At 71.1% G+C, this 18,424-nt stretch carries 15 protein-coding genes and 2 rRNA genes; 9 read left to right on the top strand and 8 right to left on the bottom strand.

Annotation, left to right across the window (positions count from 1 at the left end; translation table 11 throughout):
• Positions 1-381: 381 nt before the first annotated feature.
• Complete coding sequence (locus tag G3I19_RS23635; RefSeq protein ID WP_239074734.1) at positions 382-1,422, top strand: YihY/virulence factor BrkB family protein; 1,041 nt, start codon at positions 382-384, stop codon at positions 1,420-1,422.
• A gap of 116 nt (positions 1,423-1,538) precedes the next feature.
• Here the strand turns inward: G3I19_RS23635 and G3I19_RS23630 are convergent, their stop codons facing one another.
• From G3I19_RS23630 to G3I19_RS23615, 4 genes are all read right to left on the bottom strand, one after another.
• A complete protein-coding gene (locus G3I19_RS23630; protein ID WP_164265697.1) occupies positions 1,539-2,246 on the bottom strand; it encodes a phosphatase PAP2 family protein in 708 nt (235 codons plus the stop codon).
• A 242-nt stretch (positions 2,247-2,488) separates the two neighbouring features.
• Complete coding sequence (locus tag G3I19_RS23625) at positions 2,489-3,484, bottom strand: bifunctional lytic transglycosylase/C40 family peptidase (RefSeq protein ID WP_164265696.1); 996 nt, start codon at positions 3,482-3,484, stop codon at positions 2,489-2,491.
• A gap of 36 nt (positions 3,485-3,520) precedes the next feature.
• The gene (locus tag G3I19_RS37650; protein ID WP_164265695.1) at positions 3,521-5,506 is read right to left on the bottom strand and encodes a serine/threonine-protein kinase; all 1,986 of its coding nucleotides are present in this window, start codon (positions 5,504-5,506) and stop codon (positions 3,521-3,523) included.
• A 63-nt stretch (positions 5,507-5,569) separates the two neighbouring features.
• Positions 5,570-6,805, bottom strand: coding sequence for a twin-arginine translocation signal domain-containing protein (locus tag G3I19_RS23615; RefSeq protein WP_164265694.1), 1,236 nt, complete (start codon positions 6,803-6,805; stop codon positions 5,570-5,572).
• A 409-nt stretch (positions 6,806-7,214) separates the two neighbouring features.
• On the opposite strand from G3I19_RS23615, the gene G3I19_RS23610 reads away from it, so the two are divergent.
• The 6 genes from G3I19_RS23610 to G3I19_RS23585 all read left to right on the top strand — a co-directional run bounded on the left by G3I19_RS23610 (position 7,215) and on the right by G3I19_RS23585 (position 14,515).
• Complete coding sequence (locus G3I19_RS23610) at positions 7,215-7,523, top strand: hypothetical protein (protein ID WP_164265700.1); 309 nt, start codon at positions 7,215-7,217, stop codon at positions 7,521-7,523.
• Positions 7,524-7,679: 156 nt separating this feature from the next.
• Positions 7,680-8,537: a hypothetical protein gene (locus tag G3I19_RS23605; RefSeq protein WP_164265693.1), complete on the top strand. Its 858-nt coding sequence runs from the start codon at positions 7,680-7,682 to the stop codon at positions 8,535-8,537.
• Positions 8,527-9,879, top strand: coding sequence for a hypothetical protein (locus G3I19_RS23600; protein WP_203600027.1), 1,353 nt, complete (start codon positions 8,527-8,529; stop codon positions 9,877-9,879). Before G3I19_RS23605 ends, G3I19_RS23600 begins: the two co-directional genes overlap by 11 nt.
• Entirely contained in the window at positions 9,876-11,426 is a 1,551-nt protein-coding gene (locus G3I19_RS23595; protein WP_164265692.1) for an SCO6880 family protein, read from the top strand. The genes G3I19_RS23600 and G3I19_RS23595 overlap by 4 nt, the downstream gene beginning before the upstream one ends.
• Positions 11,427-11,436: 10 nt before the next feature.
• A complete protein-coding gene (locus G3I19_RS23590; protein ID WP_164265691.1) occupies positions 11,437-12,849 on the top strand; it encodes an ATP-binding protein in 1,413 nt (470 codons plus the stop codon).
• A gap of 1 nt (position 12,850) precedes the next feature.
• On the top strand, positions 12,851-14,515 hold the full coding sequence (locus tag G3I19_RS23585) for a type VI secretion protein (RefSeq protein ID WP_239074733.1): 1,665 nt from the start codon (positions 12,851-12,853) through the stop codon (positions 14,513-14,515).
• Between the two features lie 141 nt (positions 14,516-14,656).
• Here the strand turns inward: G3I19_RS23585 and G3I19_RS23580 are convergent, their stop codons facing one another.
• Complete coding sequence (locus G3I19_RS23580) at positions 14,657-15,658, bottom strand: hypothetical protein (protein ID WP_164265690.1); 1,002 nt, start codon at positions 15,656-15,658, stop codon at positions 14,657-14,659.
• Between the two features lie 236 nt (positions 15,659-15,894).
• On the opposite strand from G3I19_RS23580, the gene G3I19_RS23575 reads away from it, so the two are divergent.
• Together G3I19_RS23575 and G3I19_RS23570 are read left to right on the top strand one after the other, a co-directional pair.
• Positions 15,895-16,542 (top strand): papain-like cysteine protease family protein, encoded by a 648-nt coding sequence (locus tag G3I19_RS23575; RefSeq protein WP_164265689.1) that lies wholly within the window; start codon positions 15,895-15,897, stop codon positions 16,540-16,542.
• 5 nt (positions 16,543-16,547) lie between these two features.
• Positions 16,548-17,513, top strand: a complete 966-nt coding sequence (locus tag G3I19_RS23570; protein ID WP_164265688.1) for a hypothetical protein — start codon at positions 16,548-16,550, stop codon at positions 17,511-17,513.
• Here G3I19_RS23570 and G3I19_RS23565 read toward each other — a convergent pair.
• The 3 genes from G3I19_RS23565 to G3I19_RS23555 all read right to left on the bottom strand — a co-directional run.
• Complete coding sequence (locus tag G3I19_RS23565; RefSeq protein WP_164265687.1) at positions 17,444-17,998, bottom strand: GNAT family N-acetyltransferase; 555 nt, start codon at positions 17,996-17,998, stop codon at positions 17,444-17,446. The two genes, G3I19_RS23570 and G3I19_RS23565, sit on opposite strands and share 70 nt — an antisense overlap.
• Positions 17,999-18,123: 125 nt before the next feature.
• Positions 18,124-18,240: ribosomal RNA gene (rrf, locus tag G3I19_RS23560) — 5S ribosomal RNA — on the bottom strand.
• 79 nt (positions 18,241-18,319) lie between these two features.
• A 23S ribosomal RNA gene (locus tag G3I19_RS23555) occupies positions 18,320-18,424 on the bottom strand; the annotation flags it as partial.

The following is an 18,424-nucleotide window of genomic DNA, read 5'->3' as shown; positions in this document are numbered from 1 at the left end:
CCCTGCTGCTCACCCCGGACGCCGAGCCCGCCGCCGTCCTGCGCCGGGTCGCCACCGACACCCTCGCGCAGGCCCGCACGTCGGCCGCCCCCCGCTCGGTCGCGGCCGACGTACGCCTCGGCATACCGGCACACCGCACCCGCCGCGCCACCTGACACCCTGCCGCGACCGGGGTAAACCCCCAGGCCGGGGGCAGGAACCAGCAAAGACCACTGACACGAATCACGACCGACCTGGCACGGGCACGGACACGGGCACGAACGCCAACACCGGCACCAGCGCCCCGGCATCGGCACCGATGCACGGGCGAACGGACAAACGGACGAACGGACGTACCGGGCCGTCTGTGCCCCGCCAGCCCGGTACGTCAGAAAGGCACGCATGGAGCGACGGACCGCACCGGAGCCCCGCGAGAGCCCGGCCCTGCCGTGGATCCCCCGCCCCGGCCGCCGCCCGCCGCACCCCCGGCCGGCATCCGACGCCTGGTCACGCGGGGGCCTGGCGCTGCGCCGCACCCCGCTCTCCATGTGGAACGACGACGTGTCCGACTGGGCCGCCGCCCTCACCTACTACGCGATCCTCGCGCTGGTTCCCGCGCTGCTGGTCACCATCTCGCTCATCGGCCTGGTCGCCCCCGCGACGACGGACGAACTCATCGCGGACGTGAGCGCCTGGGCCCCCGCCGAATCGGGCGCCGCGCTGCACCAGGCCCTGAACCATGTGGCGGGCCAGCGCTCCGCTGCCCTGACGGTCCTGATCGGGGGCGCGTTCAGCGCACTGTGGTCCGCCTCCAGCTACCTCGCGGTCTTCCGCCGCGCCCTGCACTCCATGTACGCGGTCAAGGACGAACGCCCCGCCATCCGCAAGGCGCACCGCATCGTCCTGACGGCTGTGGCCCTGCTCGGGCTGCTGGTGGTGAGCGCGCTCGTACTCGTACTCAGCGGCACCCTGGCCACCTCCCTGAGCCGCGCCCTGGGCCTGGGCAACGCGGGGACCGACGTCTGGGACCTGCTCAAGTGGCCGACGCTGCTGTGCTGCGTGGCCCTGCTGGTCCTGCTCCTCTTCCGCTCGGGCCCACCGGTGGCCCGCGCCACCCACCGCGGCCTGCCGGGCGGTGTACTGGCGGCGCTGCTCTGGCTGCTGGCATCGGCGGGCTTCACGGCGTACGCGGCAGGGTTCGGCACCTACAGCAGGCTGTACGGATCGCTGGCGGGCGTGGTCGTGTTCATGGTCTGGCTCTGGGTATCGAACCTGTCCCTGCTGGCAGGAGCCCAGTTCAACGCAGAACTGACAAGAGACACCCGCGAAAACCCACGAGGGCCGGCAGACTCAGCCCCGGCAGAATCAAGCCCGGCACCTTCAACCCCGGCAAACTCGGGTCCGGCACCATCAAGCCCGTCCGGGGGCACCTCCCAGCGTTAGCCGGGGGAGAGCGAGGACCGGGGGCCCGGGGCAGAGCCCCGAAACCCACAGCTGCCCGCACTCCGCACCCGCACTCCGCAGCCAGCCGCCCCCCTGTCACGCGGCCAAGTCGTTTGTCACGCGGCCAAGTCGTTCCGCCCCGACTCGGACCGAGCCTCAGGAATATCCACAGCGGCGGCAGCCGCCACCCTCCGCACCCGACGCGACCGCACCAGCACCCGCCCCCGCTCGGAGCGAGCGACGGCCCGCACCAGTGGAGTCAGCAGCGCCATCGCGAGCGGCGAGAGCAGCAGCGTCACCGCCGTGCCCAGCGCGAACCCGCCGACCACATCGGTCGGATAGTGCACGCCCATGAAGACCCGGCAGAACCCTTCGGCCAGCGCGAGCCCGATCGCGGCGAGCCCGAACTTGCGGTGCGCGACGAAGAGTCCGGCCCCGACCGCCATGGTCAGCGTCGCGTGGTCGCTCACGAAGGAGAAGTCGGTCTTGCCCTTCACCAGGACGTCGAGCCCCTGGTGCTCGACGAACGGCCGGGCCCGCCCCACGAATCCCCGGATCGGTACGTTCACCAGGACCGCGATCCCGGCCGCCAGCGGCGCCCAGACCATCCCGGCGACGGCCGTCACGGCCGACTCGGTGTCCGGCCGCCTGCGCGCACTCCACCAGCACCCGAGCACCAGCAGCACCACCGCGAGCAGGATCCCGTACTCGCCGATGAACTCCATGGCCCGGTCCACCCAGCCGGGGGCCGACTTCGCGAGACCGTTGACGTCGTAGAGCAGCCGGACATCAGGGTTCGACCCATCACTTGCGAGCCCAGCCATTCGCTGCCCCTTGCCTTTGCTTCACTGCGCGGCGTGCGTCCGTGCAAGCCGCTCTACCAACCCCCGCGGTCAGTGCGCACTCTTGTCGGTGTCCCGGACAAGGGAACGCCCGGCGCACCCACGGCGTTCCGCTCTCTACCGAAAGATCACCAGGACGTTATCGAAGAGTGACTCATCGTCGCAGCTCAGAGGAGTCGGAGTCACCGTGAGTTCAAGCCAGGCGACGGAGCGTCTCAGGGTTTCTAGGTGTTTTTGGGGAGTGCTTTTGCGCCATCCTGTGTGACCCGGGTGGCCCCGAAGTAGTCCGGCGAGTCGATCTTGTCGAAGCGGATCACCGAGCCGGTGTAGGGCGCGTCGATCATGTAGCCGCCGCCCACGTACAGCCCCACGTGGTGGATGGCACGGGAGTTGGACAGGTCGTTCGAGAAGAACACCAGGTCACCCGGCAGCAGCTGATCGCGGGACGGGTGCTCCCCGGCGTTGTACTGGTCGTTGGCCACGCGCGGCAGCGTGATCCCGACACTGTGGTACGCGGCCTGCGTCAGCCCCGAACAGTCGAACCGCCCACCCTGCCCGGCCGTCCCGGTCCCGCCCCACAGATACGGCGTGCCGAGCTTCTGCTGCGCGTAGTAGATGGCGGCGGCGGCCTGCTGAGAGGGCGCCACCCCATTGACCGGACGGGCGAAGCTCTTCTCCAGGGTGCGGATGACCTTGACGTAGTTCTGCGTCTCCCGGTACGGCGGGACCCCGCCGTGCTGGATGACGGCGTACGAGCCGGCGTTGTAAGCGGCGAGCATGTTGTCGCTCTGATCGCCCGGCACGTTCTTGACGTACTTGGCCAGTTCGCAGTCGTAGGAGGCGGCTGACGGAATCGCGTCGGCCGGATCCCAGATGTCCTTCTTGCCGTCGCCGTTGCCGTCGATACCGTGCGTCGCCCAGGTGCCCGGAATGAACTGGGCCATCCCCTGCGCGTTCGCCGGGCTCTTGGCCGTGGGGTCCCAGCCGCTCTCCTGGTACAACTGAGCCGCGAGCAGTGCGGGGTTGAGCGCGGGACAGAGATCGCCCCACTTCTGCACGATCGTCTGGTAGGCGCTCGGCACGGCACCCTTGGCCAGCGCGATGCTGGAACCGGTGCTGCCGGCCCCGGCCGCAGCGGAGTACGTACCGACGACGAGCAGGCCGATGAAGCCCAGGCTCGCCCCGAAGCCGATCCCGCCCACGACCAAGACTTTGCGCATCCCTCAACCCTCCCCCATCCGGACCCGGTTCACCGCCTACTTCGCCCGGAAGCCCGAACAGCTGATGCTGGCGTAGTCCGTTGGTGTTGATTTGACGTGATAGAAGACGACGGTCCAGTCGCCGAGGTCGGCCGAGACCGGAATGCTGTCCTCCACGCTTCCCCGTACGGGGTGGTTCTCGAAGTCGTCCGGGTAGGTCAGTGTGACGTAGCCGCCGGTCTTCCAGTGGGCGTAGGCATCCAGAGGCTTGCTCGTATAGCCGACGGACTTGTTCATCTGGGAGAGCGACTTCGAGAACGGTTTCCCGGTGTCGGGGTTGATCTCGTCCGGGGACTTGACCCCGACCGCGACGTAGTAGGGCGCCCCGGCCGGCTTCTTCCCGCCGATGTCCGCGTACTTGAAGCGGAACTCGATCTTCGCCTTGTCCGTCACATACGGGTCCGACTCGGAGCTCGCGTTGGTCACCGACGTCTGGAACTCCGCCGGGGTGTCCGACTCACCGCCGAACGTCTTGCACTCCCCCACTCCGTAGGCCCCGTCCGGCCCCTTGGAGAGCGCCCAGCTGTCGAGGGAGACCCGGTTGTCCGCGATGTACGACGGCACCTCTCCGGACGGCGTGCCCGAGCCCTTGTCCGCCGCGGCGGACGGCCCCTTGTCGGAGGTCGTACCGGGCTGCCCCGTGCCGGATGCGGCAGGGGGGCCGCCTGAGCCGTTCCCGTCCGGCATCAGCCGTACGGCCACGAAACTTCCCACGGCGACGGCCGCCACAACCGCCACCGCCACCGTCCACGGCGCGAACCGCCGCCGGGTACCCGGCCCCGTGGCAGCCTCCGGAACCGCGCTCTGGGTAGGGGTATAGCCGGGGGTGTACGCGGGCCGGCCGGCCGAGGTCGCTGTGGGCAGCGCGTACGGCGGCGGATCCCCGAACCCCGCAGCCGCACCGGAACCGGCCGGACCGCCCACCGGACCGCCGGCTGCCCCTGCCGGCCACCCGGAACTCGCCGTACCTCCGGGCCCCGCAACCCCCGCAGACCCGTCCGACCCCACCGTCCAGCCCGGCCCCACCGCCCCGCCGGGCCCCACTGGTCCGGAAGGCCCCATCAGTCCGGAAGGCCCCATCGTTCCGGAAGGCTCCATCGGCGCAGAAGGCCCCATCGGTCCGGAAGGGGCCGCCTCTGCCAAGCCCGCCAAGGCGCCGTAGAACGCGTCGTCCACCAGCGCCGCCCGCACCGAGCAGTCCGCGATGACCTCCGTGAGCGAGGGGCGGGACGCCGGGTCCTTGGCCACGCAGCGGGCGATCAGCGCGGCCAGCGCCGGCTCGACGCCGTCCAGGTCGATCTCCTCGTGCACCACCCGGTAGCCGATCGCGGCCGGCTGTCCGCCGCCGAACGGAGCGCGTCCGGTCGCCGCGTACGCCATCGTCGAGCCCAGCGCGAAGACATCCGCCGCCGGACCCACCTGATTCGTCATCAGTACCTCGGGCGCGGCGAACCCGGGGGTCCCGGGCGCGAGGCCCGTCTCCGTGAGCGCCGCGTCCCCGGTGCCGCGGGCGATCCCGAAGTCGATCAGCTGGGGCCCCTGCGCGGACAGGATGATGTTCTGCGGCTTGAGGTCCCGGTGTGTCACCCCGTACGCGTGCACACTCGCCAGCCCCTCGGCGAGCGCCGCGAACACCCCCCGGCAGGCCGCCACCGGGAACGGCCCCCGGTCACGCACGGCGTGACTGAGCGTCGGGCCCGACACGTACTCGGTCGCCAGCCAGTACGGCGGCGCGGCCAGCGAGGCATCGATCAGGTTCGCCGTGTACGCGCTGCGCACCGCCCGTACGGTCTCGACCTCACGGCGGAAGCGGCCGAGCGCCTCGGGGTGATCGGTGATCTCGTCCCTGATGACCTTGATCGCGACCAGCCGCCCACCCGGCGAACGCCCCAGATAGACCTGGCCCATGCCGCCCGCCCCGAGCCTGGCGAGCAGTGCGTGCGCGCCTATCCGCGACGGATCCTGAGGTCTGAGTGCGTCCACTGGACCCACTGTTTCAGCCGATCCGGCGCCAATCAAGGGGCGTTGGACCGCACGGCGGCCGCGTCACCGGCCGTCCGTGCCCTCCTGCCGGAGCTTCTTGAAGGTGTACGCACCACCGCGCGCGGCCGCCACGGATGTGCACCTCACCAGCGCCCGCTGACCGCCCGACCGCGCACGCCGGTACTCGACGAGATACCTCCCGTGCAGGGCGACATGGCTGTCCGGGTCCAGCGAGCAGGTGATCGTCGTACGGGTCTCGGTTCCGGTACTGGCCACCGCGGCCGGCGGCCCGGCCGCCACCCCCTGCGCAGCACCCTCCCCATCCGCCGAAGCATCCGCCGAAGCACCGGCCGAAGCACCAGCCACCGCCCCGGGCTCCCGCACGGCCCGCAGCGTGATGCCGCTGACCGGTGTGCCACTGCCCGTGCCGCCGCCCAGCCGGACGCCCGGCGCGGGGTGGACGAGCGCGGCGACGAACCCGCCGCCCGGGACCGCAGCGGCGAAGTCACCGTCCCAGGACCAGCCGGACTCGACGTCGTACGACAGGTCGGCCGGGCTCATCCGGTCCAGGTCGACCTGGACCGCGGGCCCGGGAGCCGTCTTCACCACCGATCCCGGTGCGGGCGAACCGGTCGCGAAGGCCAGCACCACCTGCCCCACGGGAAGGACCACGGTCTGCCCCTGCCCCGCCAGCGGCAGCGCACAGACCGGCACCGGCGCACCCCCCACGGGGGCGGGCTGCGCCAGCCCGCACGAGAGCGGTGTCGCGGTGGTGTCCGAGATGGTGACCGCCCCTGGCGTGCCCCCGCCGATGACGGTGGAGCGCACCCCGGGGCCGACGTCGAGGGTCTGCCCCGGCGCGACCCTGGTCAGGCCCACACCGGCGAGCCGGGCGCCCTCCGGGGTCTCGCCGGGTGTGACGAAGGCGTAGTACTGCTCGGTCCAGGCCAGTTCGGTCCGGGTGCGGTACGTGCTCGTGGAGCTCCACAGCACGGGCAGCCCCCCGGCGCTCTGCTCGCTCTGCACGGCCTTGAACATCAGCAGCCGGTGACCGGTGGAGGCCAGCTGATCCACCGTCGCAGCGGGCATGTTGACCCGGACCTCGTACCGCACACCGGGGGCGGCGAACCGGTGGGCGGCCCGCCGGGCGGGACCGGCGTGCGGGGCGGTCCGGGCGGGCTTGGCGGACGCCGTCCCGTCCGCCCCGCCCAGCAGCGCGGGGACCAGGGCGGCGGCGCCCGCTACCGCGCCGCCCGCGGAAACCTGCCTGAGAAAGGTGCGCCGGGACTGCTCAGCCATGGGATGTCCTCCGAGTCTCGCGGTGACAGGGCCGCCGGAGTCGGTCAGAGGGGCAGCCCCCGCGGGCACCTCAGCACACCCCCGTACGGCACGGTGCGAGGCACACGGCCCGGCAGGGGCGCCTGCACCCGCACGGCCGAAGAACGGGAACGGGACGGAGCACCCCGCCTCCTCCCACAGCGGCGTCATTGCCCGGCGTCACCCCCCGTGATACACAGAGTAACCATGCATGTTCGACCGAACACGAGTCCGCGCCGCAGGTCAGAGCAGCATGTTCGGACAAATGTGCGGGCAAGTGGGTAAAGAGAGCCGCCGGGTTACACACGGGGGCTGTTTCATCAGCGAAGATAGGGCGTGACCCATGCACTGGAGCGTGGGCACGAACTACCCGATAGGGGCGGTGAGTTACATGAACCTGGCAGCCGACAAGGGCGACATCAGCACCATCATCGGCGGAATCGCCCCCAACTGGGGGCCGTTCGGCAGCCTCGGCAACGAGGCGCGGATCATGGTCGAGGTCGTGATGGCGGTCGCCATCCTCCTCTGCCTCGGCATCGCGATCTGGGGTGCGGCCAAGCAGCGTATCGGCGCCACCGCACTGCGGGACACCTTCAGCGCGGAACAGGGCAAGGGCCTCATCGTCGCCGGACTCACCGGCGTCTTCATCATCGGCTCGCTGGGAACCGTCTTCACCATCGTGTACGGGATGGCCGTCTGACCCCGCATCATCCGTCCCGCTGTCCCCGGGCGTGCCCGGCCCACCCAGAGGTTGCGCATCCCTGATGTCGAGTCACCACTGCCCGCCCGCGCGGGAACCAGCACAGTTACCGTCGTACTGCACGACACGGCAAACGGTTGAGGGGGCGTCCGCGGCATGAGTCTCGGAGACGAGAACGACTACCGGAGCGACGCGGGCCGCTCCGACGGGCCGGGCGGCTCGGGCCAGACCCGTACCCGCCTGCCCGAGGGCGAGGGCGACCCGTACGGCGGCGCCAGACGCCCCGTACGCGCCTCGCGCTCCCTCATCACGGTCGTGGGCGTCGTGGTGCTGCTCATCGCCGCCATCGCCTTCGCCAACCGCGGCAACGAAAGCGGCAGCGACGCGTCGGACAACAGCGACGGAGCGAAGAGGCCCGGCTCGAACGCCACAGCGGCCTCCGGCGTCAAACCGGTCACGGGCAGCAACAGCGGTATCGCCTCTGGCTTCGCCCACACCGCGCAGGGGGCACAGAGCGCGGCGGCGAACTACGCGGTGGCACTGGGCTCCGACGGCATGTTCAGGACGGACACCCGGCACAGCATCGTGAGGGCGGTGTACGCGCCGGACGTGGCGAGCTCCCAGCTGAGCGCGCTCGACAAGGTCTACTCGGGACGGAAACTCCTCGAGAGCGTCGGTCTCAAAGCGGACGGCTCGGCGCCCGCGGGGATGACCTTCGTCTCCCGCACCGCCCCCGTCGGCACCAAGCCCGTCAAGACCGCCGCGGACACCGCCGACGTCTCGGTCTGGTGCTCCTCGCTGTTCGGACTGGCCGGCCAGGGCTCGACCAACCCCGTCACCGAGAGCTGGTACACGAACACCTACGAACTGAAGTGGGTCGACGGCGACTGGAAGGTCACGGGCTCCAGCCAGAAGGACGGCCCGGTGCCCGTCGGCCGCGACCAGACCGCTTCCAGCGCCAAGGACATGGCGGACGCCGTGAAACAGTTCGGAGGGTTCACGTATGCCAGGTAAGCACTCCCGTCGCGCCCTCTCACTGGCCTCCGTGGTAACAGCCGTACAGACAACCGCCGTCCTGCTGGCGACCCATGCGGCCGCCGCCCCGTCACCGAGCCCGAGCCCGAGCGGAAGCAACCCCGCCTGCGACCTCATCGTCGGCCCCGCCCGTGCCCGCTGCGAAGGCGGCGGCGCCGACACCAGCAACACCCCCCCTGCCGACTCCCTGGACCCCCTCTCCTCCCTCGCCAAGGGCTGCGCCGACGCCGCCGCCTGGATCGTCGGCAAGCTCTCCGACGCGGTGAAGAGCACGGCCAACGTCGACTTCACCAACAGCTCGTTCCTGCGCCAGTACGCCGTCGTCTTCGCCGCCTCCACCATCCTCACGCTCGTCCTCTGGCTCCTCGCCGTGGCCAAGCGCGCCGTCCGCGGCGTCCCCCTCACCACCGCGCTCTCCGAGGCCATCGGCTTCCTCTGGCTGACCGTCATCGCCTCGGCCTTCACCCCGCTGATCCTCTACACACTGGTCTCCGCGACCGACAGCGTCACCGACGTCATCGCATCCGCCACCGGCGGCAAGAACGACGTGTTCTTCGGAGCCTTCGCCGAAGCGCTCAAGAAGGGCTCCGACATCGGCGGCGGCCCGATCATGCTGATCGTCACCTCCCTCGTGTCGATCCTCGCCGCCGGTGTCCTCTGGCTCGAACTCGTCATCAGAGCAGCCCTCCTGTACGCGGGCGCCCTCCTCGGCACCGTCGTGTACGCGGGCCTCGTCGACAAGAACATGTGGGGCCACGTCCGCCGCTGGGCCGGCATCATGATCGCGGTGATCATGGTCAAACCGGTCATCGTGATCGTGCTCGGCCTGGCCGGTGCGCTCTCCTCGGGGAAGGGCCCCAACTCCTTCTCCGCCGTCGTCTCCGGCCTCGCGATCATCCTGCTCGCCATCTTCGCCAGCGGCATGATCTACCGCTTCGTCCCCGGCTTCGGTGACGAGGTCGCCGCCTCCCGCACCAACCGCAAGTCCGCGACCGACGGCTCCCAGGCCGCCGCCATGATCAGCTCACCCGCCGCACTCGTCTCCCAGGGCATCAAGACCCACAGCAGCCGCGGTGGCGGCGGAGGCGGAAACGACAGCGGGAGCGGCGGCGGGGGCGGCGGACGCCCCGCCAACCCCATCTCCGGAGGCGTGGCCGCCCACAGCAGCCGCGGCGGCTCCGGCGGACAGAGCGGCGGACAAGGCAGCCAGGGCGGCGGAGCCGGCGGAAGGATCCCCAAGGCCGCTTCCCCGCCCGGTAAGCCGAGCAGCTCCGGAACCCACAGCACACGCAACAACGGCACAGGAGGAGGAGGGCGTTGACGACCCAGTCCCAGCCGGTCGCGCCCCGCCGGACGTATCTGATCGGCCGCGCCCGGCCATCGGCGATCGTCGGCAAGAACCGCGAGACGGGCGAGATCGCACTCATCATCGCGGGCGCCTTCATCGGCATGATGTGCGGACTCCTCGTCCCCGTCCTGCCCCTGCGCATCGTGACGCTGACCGGCTTCCCGCTGCTGGCACTCGCCGCGGTGTACGTCCCGTACAAACACCGCACGTTCTACAAGTGGTTCGAGATCAACCGCAGCTACAAGCGCTCCCTGCGCCGCGGCACCGCCTACCGCTCCCCCACCATGGAAGCGGGCATCGCGCTCGACGGCCGCGAGGTCGAGGTCGGCCCGCCCCCCGGCATCGGCCGGATCAACTGGCTGGCCGCGCCCTTCGGCCCCGACGAGATCGCCGTACTCCTGCACGCCGACCGGCGCACCGTCACCGCCGCCATCGAGATCGAGGGGCCGGGCGTCGGTCTGCGCGACTCGGAGGACCAGGAAGCCCTGGTGGACCGGTTCGGCACGCTGCTCAAGCACGTGGCCAACGGCGACGGCTTCGTCACCCGCCTGCAGATCCTCGCCCGTACGCTCCCCGCCGACCCGGACGCGCACGCCAAGGACGTCGCCCAGCGCGGCGACCCCCGCGCCCCCGGCTGGCTCCAGGACTCGTACGACCAGCTCGCCTCCATGGTCTCCACCTCCAGCGAGCAGCACCGCGCGTACCTGGTCGCCTGTATGCACTACACCCGCGAACTGGCGTCCGAAGCCCACACCATGGCCCGCGCCGCCCGGCCCTCCGCGGGCCGCAAGCTCGACAAGGACGCCGGCCTCGCGGTCGTCATGGCCCGCGAGCTCACCGACATCTGCGCCCGTCTCGCCGAGGCCGACATCCGGGTACGCCAGCCCCTCGGCCAGGGGCGGCTCTCCTCGCTCGTGCACTCCATGTACGACCCGGACCACCCCATCGACCACATCCAGGCAATGACGAAGCGCAACGCCTGGCCCGCCGAACTCGACGCCATGGAGCCCACCTACCTCCAGGCGAAGACCCGCGAGTCCTCCACCCGCGCCCCCTGGTGCCACGCCACGGCCTGGGTGAAGGAGTGGCCGATGACCCCCGTCGGCGTCAACTTCCTCGCCCCGCTGCTCGTCCACACCCCGGACGTGATCCGCACGGTCGCGGTCTGCATGGACCTCGAACCGACCGAGGTCGCCATCGAGCGCATGCTCACCGAGAAGACCAACGACGAGGCGGAGGCGTCCCGCGCCGCCAAGATGAACCGGACCGTCGACCCGCGCGACGTCGCCACCCACGGCCGCCTCGACCAGCGCGGCGAAGACCTCGCCAGCGGGGCGGCCGGCGTCAACCTGGTCGGGTACATCACGGTCTCCTCCCGCTCACCCGAAGCACTGGCCCGCGACAAGCGGACCATCCGCGCATCGGCCGGCAAGTCGTATCTCAAGCTCGAATGGTGCGACCGCGAGCACCACCGGGCCTTTGTGAATACGCTGCCGTTCGCGACCGGCATCCGCCGATAGGGGACCTGTGATGCGAGATCCGATGTCAGCCGTCACCGACGCCTTCTCCGCGTTCCTCTTCGGCAAGGTCGAGACGACACGCCTCCCCGTCCGTACGTCCACGGGCCAGGCCCAGGCGGTCTACCTGCCGACCGCCGCACCCGGCCTGGGCGACTCCGGCGTGATCATCGGCCGCGAGGTCTACTCGGGCAAGGGATACATCTACGACCCGTTCCAGCTGTACGGACAGCAGCTGCCCGCCCCGCACTGGCTGGTGCTCGGCGAATCCGGCAACGGCAAGTCCTCCCTGGAGAAGACCTACGTCCTGCGCCAGCTGCGCTTCAAGGACCGCCAGGTCGTGGTCCTCGACGCCCAGGGCGAGGACGGCGCCGGTGAATGGGCCCTCATCGCCCAGCAGCTGGGTATAACCCCCATCCGGCTCGACGCAATGGCCGCGCTCGACCACGGCATCCGGCTCAACCCGCTGGATCCGGCCATCGCCACCACGGGCCAGCTCGCCCTGCTCCGTACGATCATCGAAGTCGCCATGGGCCACGGCCTCGACGAACGCTCGGGGTTCGCGCTCAAGGTCGCCCACGCCTACGTCAACGAGACGATCACCGACCGCCAGCCCGTCCTCACCGACATCGTCGAACAGCTCCGCCACCCCGAACCGGAGTCGGCCGAGGCGATGAACGTCGGTGTCGACGACGTACGGGCCTGGGGCCTCGACGTCGCTCTCGTCCTGGACCGCCTGGTGGACGGTGACCTGCGCGGCATGTTCGACGGCCCGACCTCGGTCGGCATCGACCTGGACGCCCCGCTCATCGTCTTCGACCTGTCGCACATCGACCGCAACTCCATCGCCATGCCCATCCTGATGGCGATCGTCGGTGTCTGGCTGGAACACACCTGGATCCGCCCCGACCGCAAGAAGCGCATCTTCCTGGTCGAAGAGGCATGGCACATCATCAACAGCCCGTTCGTGGCCCAGCTCTTCCAGCGCCTGCTGAAGTTCGGGCGCCGGCTCGGCCTGTCGTTCGTGGCGGTGGTCCACCACCTCTCGGACGTCGTGGACGGGGCAGCAGCCCGGGAAGCGGCGGCCATCCTGAAGATGGCGTCGACCCGGACGATCTACGCCCAGAAAGCCGACGAGGCCCGGGCGACCGGCCGGGTGCTCGGCCTGCCGCGCTGGGCCGTCGAGATCATCCCCACGCTCACCCCTGGCATCGCCGTCTGGGACGTCAACGGCAACGTCCAGGTCGTCAAACACCTGATCACCGAGGCCGAACGCCCGCTGGTCTTCACCGACCGCGCGATGACCGAGTCGTCCACCCCGGACGCCGACGACGCGCTCACCCTCCAGCTGGAGACGGAGGCGGAGGAGCGGGCGGCCCGGATCGAGCGGCAGCTGAACGAATCCTCAGAGTCGACGGTGGCCTGATATGCGCGACACCCCGCACCACGGGCACCCCCAGCCGCACGAGCAGCACCAGCCCTACCCGCCACACCAGCACCACACATCACAGCAGCACGCACCACAGCACCACCCGTCACAGCAGCAGCCGCCCCGGCCGCAGTCCCGCGGAATCCCGGACGGACTGCTCATCGCGCTGATCGTCTTCCTGCTCGGCCTGACCTTCCTGGTCTGGCTGGCCACCGGCCTCGCCGCGCTGTTCGCCCACGGGGCCTGGCCGCACGGCGTGACCGTGCAGCACACCCCCGTGGCCATGCGCGAACTGGCCGCGTCCCCGCACGACATCGCCGCCGCCTGGCCGGACACCCCACCCGACGGGCTCTCCGGATACGGGCTGTTCTGGGGCCTGCTCATCAGCGAAGTCCTGGTCCTGGTGGTGCTGACCGTGTTCGTCCTCGGCACGGTGACCCGCTGGCGCGCGGTACGCGCCGCCCGGCGGGCCGCAGCCCGATCAGGCCCGGAGCCCGCCGGCACACCGCGCGTCACACCCCCGAGGTCACCGGAGCGGACCACGACCGACCCGCACGCGCCCCAAGAGCCGTACGCGGCACAGGGCACCGAACAGTCCCCACCTGCACCTGCACCAGCACCAACAGCCACCCCCGACCCGGGCATCCAGGCCCCGACCGCCCCGGCCCCCCTCACCCCCGGCCTGATCGCCCCCGTCCCGTCCACCGCCGAAGTACTGCTCCCGACGCCCCTGCTCCGTCTCGGCCCGGCCGCCGACCGGAGGGCCGCCGCGGTCCAGGCCCTGAGCGACGCGGCGGGCCCCGCACTCGTCGTCACCTCCTCCCCCGCGGTCTGGTCGGAGACCAAGGACGCCCGGGCCAAGCTCGGCCCCGTACTCGTCTACGACCCCGGCCACCTCTGCGACACCCCCGCCCGCCTCCACTGGTCCCCCACCAGCGGCTGCGAGGACGCCGACACCGCGGCCGCCCGGGCCGTCGCACTGCTCGCACCGGTCAGGCCGACCGCCCGGATCGACACCACCATGGCCGACACCGCCGAGACACTCCTGGCGAGCTGGCTGCACGCCGCGGCCGTGGACGGCCGCCCCTTCCGGCAGGTGCACCGCTGGGCCCAGGGCACGGGCCAGGCGCAGGAGCCCGTACGTATCCTGCGCACCCACCCACAGGCCCGGTCCGGAGCGGCAGGTCTCCTCGAGTCGGCGCTCACCGCCCACCCCGAACGCCGGGACATGGCCCAGGAACTGACGGTACGTGCACTGAACGCACTTTCCTCGGTCCACATCCGCGAAGCCTGCACACCGAACCGAACCGATACGGTCACGCTGGAATCATTCATCCACGAGGGGGGCACTCTCTATGTGGTGGGTGAAGCAATCGAGGACCCGCGCACGCACCCCGGCGCAATGCCGTTGCTCACCGCACTCACCTCCAGCGTGGTCGAGCACGGCCGCCGCTTGGCCGCACGGTCAACTGACGGTCGGCTCGACCCACCAATGACGCTCGTCCTCGACGACGTCGCCGCCGTGGCGCCCTTCCCGTATCTGCCGGAGCTGCTGACGACCGGCCAGGAGCAGGGGCTGCACCCGCTGGCGCTGCTCCGCTCCCGCGAACAGGCCCGCAACCGCTGGCCGCACCACGAACTGCCCGACGCCACCCCGTTCTGACGGCGAACGGCCCACTCCCCGGGGACCGCTGCCGGACCGGGGGCTGTTGCCGGTCGGGGGCCTGCTGCCGGCCCGGGGACCGCTGCCGGACCGGGAGGGCCTGTTGCCGGACGCCGGGAGGCCGCTGCCGGCCCGGTGGCCCTACTCCCAGTCCCAGTCGATCCCGACCCGCCCCGGCCGTACCTCCTGCTCCACCGTATGGACGGACCGGTAGAGCCCGCTGAGCGTCAGATCCCTGCGGGCCCCCCGCGCCGTCCCCGCCGTGGCCTGCGCGAAGCGCCGGCACCGCACCGGGAGCGCGTGCTCGTCGAAGCGGACCTGGAGGACGTACTGCCCGCCGGCGAAGCTGAATCCGCGCACATACTCACTGCTGGGCCCACCGGTGCCGTCCTCGAACCCGTACCCGAACACATACGTCTCCCCCGCCCGCAGCCGGGCGTCGAACAGCAGCTCCGCCACCACCACCCCGGTCTCCCGCTCCCAGCGCACCCGCCCGGTACGGCAGTTCTCCCCGGCCAGGACCTCCACCCGCGCAGGATCGCACCCCGGATCCCCGTGGTGAATGGCCACATAGCGGTCCACGCCGTCCCGGTGCGCGCGGACCACATGCTGCGAGGAACGGCCGACCAGCCGGCGGTCAGCGCCGATCCGTACGGACTCGTGGTGGCCCACCGTGTGCAGCCCGCCGTCCGCCGGACTCTCCATCTCGGCGAGCAGCCCCTCCAGCACGGCCGCGCCCGCCACCAGCGAACGGTACGAACGTCCGGGCGGCCGCTCACCGGCCCCCCTCGGCCCACCGCGCGCCCCACCGCCCGGCGCCCCGCCGGGCCCGTCCGCGAGCAGCCGCACCAGTGCACCCGGCGGCAGCCGCAGCACCTCCTCCAGCGCACTCACCGCCCGCAGCGACTCGGCCCGCCGGGGCCTGCGTACCCCCTGCTGCCAGTAACTGAGGCTCGTCACACCGACCTTGATGCCCCGGCTCGCCAGATGGTGCTGGACCCGGTGCAGCGGGAGTCCGCGCACCGCGAGAGCCGTACGCAGCGCCAGGTGGAAGGGGCCGGTGTGCAGGGCCCGGGCGAGTTCGGCCCCGGCTGCCACCGGGCCCGGCCCCGTGGTCCGTGCCCTCTCCTCCCGCTCCTCCATCAGCGCCTCTCCGCCTCTCCGGATCCGGTGAACATTCACGGCGGCCGGCGGACCGGCGCGGCGGCCGGAGCCGCCGTGCAGGTGGGGAGGGGGGCCGTTCACAGCCGGCCACGCGCCATTCACAGTGCCGTGCCCCCGCGTATTCAACCGCGTTGACCGGGACGCAACAACACCCGATGCTCACCACAGCGTCCGGACGCACTCCTCCAACCCACCCCCACCCCGGGAGGAACGCGATGCGCACCCACAGGAGACGGCTGGCCCTGGCCGCCATCGGCACAGCGGCGGCCCTGTTCGCCCTGCCCACCACCACAGCGGCGGCCGCCCCGGCGACCGGCACCGTGACCGGACCCGCGACCGCCAGCCCGGCCACGACCGCGACCACCACAGCAGGGGCGGCCGCGGGCGCCAAACGCCTCAACATCACCATGCAGGAGCAGGAACAGACCAACTGGTGCTGGGCAGCGACCGGCAACACCATCGCCGGCTGGTACGGCCGCGACTACAGCCAGAACCAGTTCTGCAACGCCGCCTTCGGCCGCAGCCAGAACGGCACCTGCCCCAACGACCAGGCGACCCTCGCCAACGTCCAGAACGGCCTCGACTGGGCGGGCATCAGCCCCGGTTCGTACGTCACCGGCTGGCTCCAGTACTCCACCGTGCAGACCGAGATCAACGCCGGCCGCCCGATAGCCGACCGCATCCAGTGGTCGAGCGGCGGCGGGCACATGAATGTCATCTACGGGTACGACACGGCCAGCGACTGGGTCTACTGGGGCGACCCGTGGCCGTCGGACAACCGCTACAACTGGGCGGCGCACGACTGGTACGTCAGCAACAACGAGTTCTCCTGGACCCACTCGCTCTACCGGATCGGGGCGTGACCACCATGCAGCGACCCCTCAGCCCCACACCCCCCGCCCCGCACGGCCGCACCCTGGTGCGAGCGGTCATCGCCGGAGCCGCAGCCACGGCGGTACTCGCGCTCGCCCCCAGCGCCTCCGCCGCCGACCACTCCACCGACCACTCCACCGGCCAGGCCCCGCACCTCACCGCTTCGGCGGCCGACCGCGACGCCGCCCAGCGGGCAGTGACCTCCCCCGCCACGCTGCACACGCTGGCACGCTTCTTCGCCGAATCCCCGGGCGCCCGCCCGCAGTCGGCAGCGGCCGCGGCGGCCACCCCGGCCCCGCGGATCAAGGGCCAGGCCGTACCCGTCTACACACTCTCCCCGGACTTCGTCGCCGCCCGCACGGGCGCCCCGGTCGCCCGGCTGGACTTCCTGGCCGGCACAGCGGTCTCCGCCGACGGCCGGAAGGCGTCGGTGTGGACCGCCCCGGAGGGGAGGTCCTGGCAGGTGGTGAACATCGCCACCGGCGACGACGAGACCCGGTACGCGGGACAGGGCGCGGCCAAGCTCCCCGGCGGCACGGTCTTCCGCGAACCGCAGATCAACGCCTGGTACGTCACGAAGGGCACCCGAGTGCTGCCCCTGGACTCCGAGGCCGTACGCGCGGTGGGCGCCGGAGGAACGACACTCGCCGCCTATCAGCACCGCGTGCACCAGGCGTACGGCGACAAACTCCCGGGCTCCGCCTACGCGAAGAAGGGCGAGGCGGGCGGATACGCCGAGAGCACGGGCACTCACCCCACCGCCCCGCACACCACCACGGCAGCCCGGTCCGCGACCGCCGCTCCGGACTCGTCAGGAACAGCGCTGCTCGCAGGCGGGGCGGGGGCACTGGTCCTGGGCCTCGGCGCCCTGTTCGTACGCCGCACCGCCCGTCACTCCGGGCGGCCGACCACCATCTCCAGCTCGTGCTCCCCTGCCTCGCCGGGGGCCGGTACGGAGTAACCGGTCGGCACAAAGCCGACCTTGCGGTAGAAGCCGGCAGCCCGGCTGTTGGCCTGGTGCACGAAGAGCCGCACCCGCTCGATCCGCGGCTCCTCCAGCGACCAGGCCCACTCCATCGCCACCCGGAAGAGTTCCTGGGTGAGACCCGTCCCACGGGACTCGGGGCGTACGTACACCCCGACCAGGTGGCCCTGCGACACAGAACTCACCTCCCCGAAGACGCCCTCGGTCCCGGCGGGCTCGACCAGCACGACCACCGTGCCGGACCAGACCCCGTCGGGGCCCTCGGCGATGAACTGCCGGGCGGCACCACCATGCGAGGCCCCGGCGGCCCGGTCCTGCCAGAAGGAATCGGGGCGGGCCACGGCGTCTTCGTAGGTCTCCAGATAGGCAAAGGGTGCCGCGGGATCCTGCAGGGCGATCAGCCGCAGCTCCTTGACCTTGAGCCACTCATCGGCGCGCACGGGTCGTATGAGGTCGTCCATGCCGGGATCCTGTCAGACAGGCCGGCAGGACGGCACACGGTTTTGCTCTGCTGCCGTGAACTGCACGTGGACGCAGAAATGCCTCAGCCCCGGACCATAACGGTCCGGGGCTGAGGCTAAAAATTGTTCGGCGGCGTCCTACTCTCCCACAGGGTCCCCCCTGCAGTACCATCGGCGCTGAAAGGCTTAGCTTCCGGGTTCGGAATGTAACCGGGCGTTTCCCTAACGCAATGACCACCGAAACACTATGAAATTAACCAACACCGGAAAACATCACGGTCGTTCGTTATTTCAGAACTAACACAGTGGACGCGAGCAACTGAGGACAAGCCCTCGGCCTATTAGTACCAGTCAGCTCCACCCGTTACCGGGCTTCCACATCTGGCCTATCAACCCAGTCGTCTACTGGGAGCCTTAACCCCTCAA

The sequence above is a fragment of the Streptomyces sp. SID10853 genome (assembly GCF_010548145.1).
Lineage (GTDB): Bacteria > Actinomycetota > Actinomycetes > Streptomycetales > Streptomycetaceae > Streptomyces.
This window is presented reverse-complemented; position numbering and strand designations above follow the sequence as displayed.

Bases quoted from the DNA above. Each gene is read 5' to 3' on its own strand.
- G3I19_RS23635 (WP_239074734.1), top strand. From the start codon at position 382: ATGGAGCGACGGACCGCACCGGAGCCCCGCGAGAGCCCGGCCCTGCCG.
- G3I19_RS23630 (WP_164265697.1), bottom strand. From the start codon at position 2,246: ATGGCTGGGCTCGCAAGTGATGGGTCGAACCCTGATGTCCGGCTGCTC.
- G3I19_RS23625 (WP_164265696.1), bottom strand. From the start codon at position 3,484: ATGCGCAAAGTCTTGGTCGTGGGCGGGATCGGCTTCGGGGCGAGCCTG.
- G3I19_RS23615 (WP_164265694.1), bottom strand. From the start codon at position 6,805: ATGGCTGAGCAGTCCCGGCGCACCTTTCTCAGGCAGGTTTCCGCGGGC.
- G3I19_RS23610 (WP_164265700.1), top strand. From the start codon at position 7,215: ATGAACCTGGCAGCCGACAAGGGCGACATCAGCACCATCATCGGCGGA.
- G3I19_RS23605 (WP_164265693.1), top strand. From the start codon at position 7,680: ATGAGTCTCGGAGACGAGAACGACTACCGGAGCGACGCGGGCCGCTCC.
- G3I19_RS23600 (WP_203600027.1), top strand. From the start codon at position 8,527: ATGCCAGGTAAGCACTCCCGTCGCGCCCTCTCACTGGCCTCCGTGGTA.
- G3I19_RS23590 (WP_164265691.1), top strand. From the start codon at position 11,437: ATGCGAGATCCGATGTCAGCCGTCACCGACGCCTTCTCCGCGTTCCTC.
- G3I19_RS23585 (WP_239074733.1), top strand. From the start codon at position 12,851: ATGCGCGACACCCCGCACCACGGGCACCCCCAGCCGCACGAGCAGCAC.
- G3I19_RS23580 (WP_164265690.1), bottom strand. From the start codon at position 15,658: ATGGAGGAGCGGGAGGAGAGGGCACGGACCACGGGGCCGGGCCCGGTG.
- G3I19_RS23575 (WP_164265689.1), top strand. From the start codon at position 15,895: ATGCGCACCCACAGGAGACGGCTGGCCCTGGCCGCCATCGGCACAGCG.
- G3I19_RS23570 (WP_164265688.1), top strand. From the start codon at position 16,548: ATGCAGCGACCCCTCAGCCCCACACCCCCCGCCCCGCACGGCCGCACC.
- G3I19_RS23565 (WP_164265687.1), bottom strand. From the start codon at position 17,998: ATGGACGACCTCATACGACCCGTGCGCGCCGATGAGTGGCTCAAGGTC.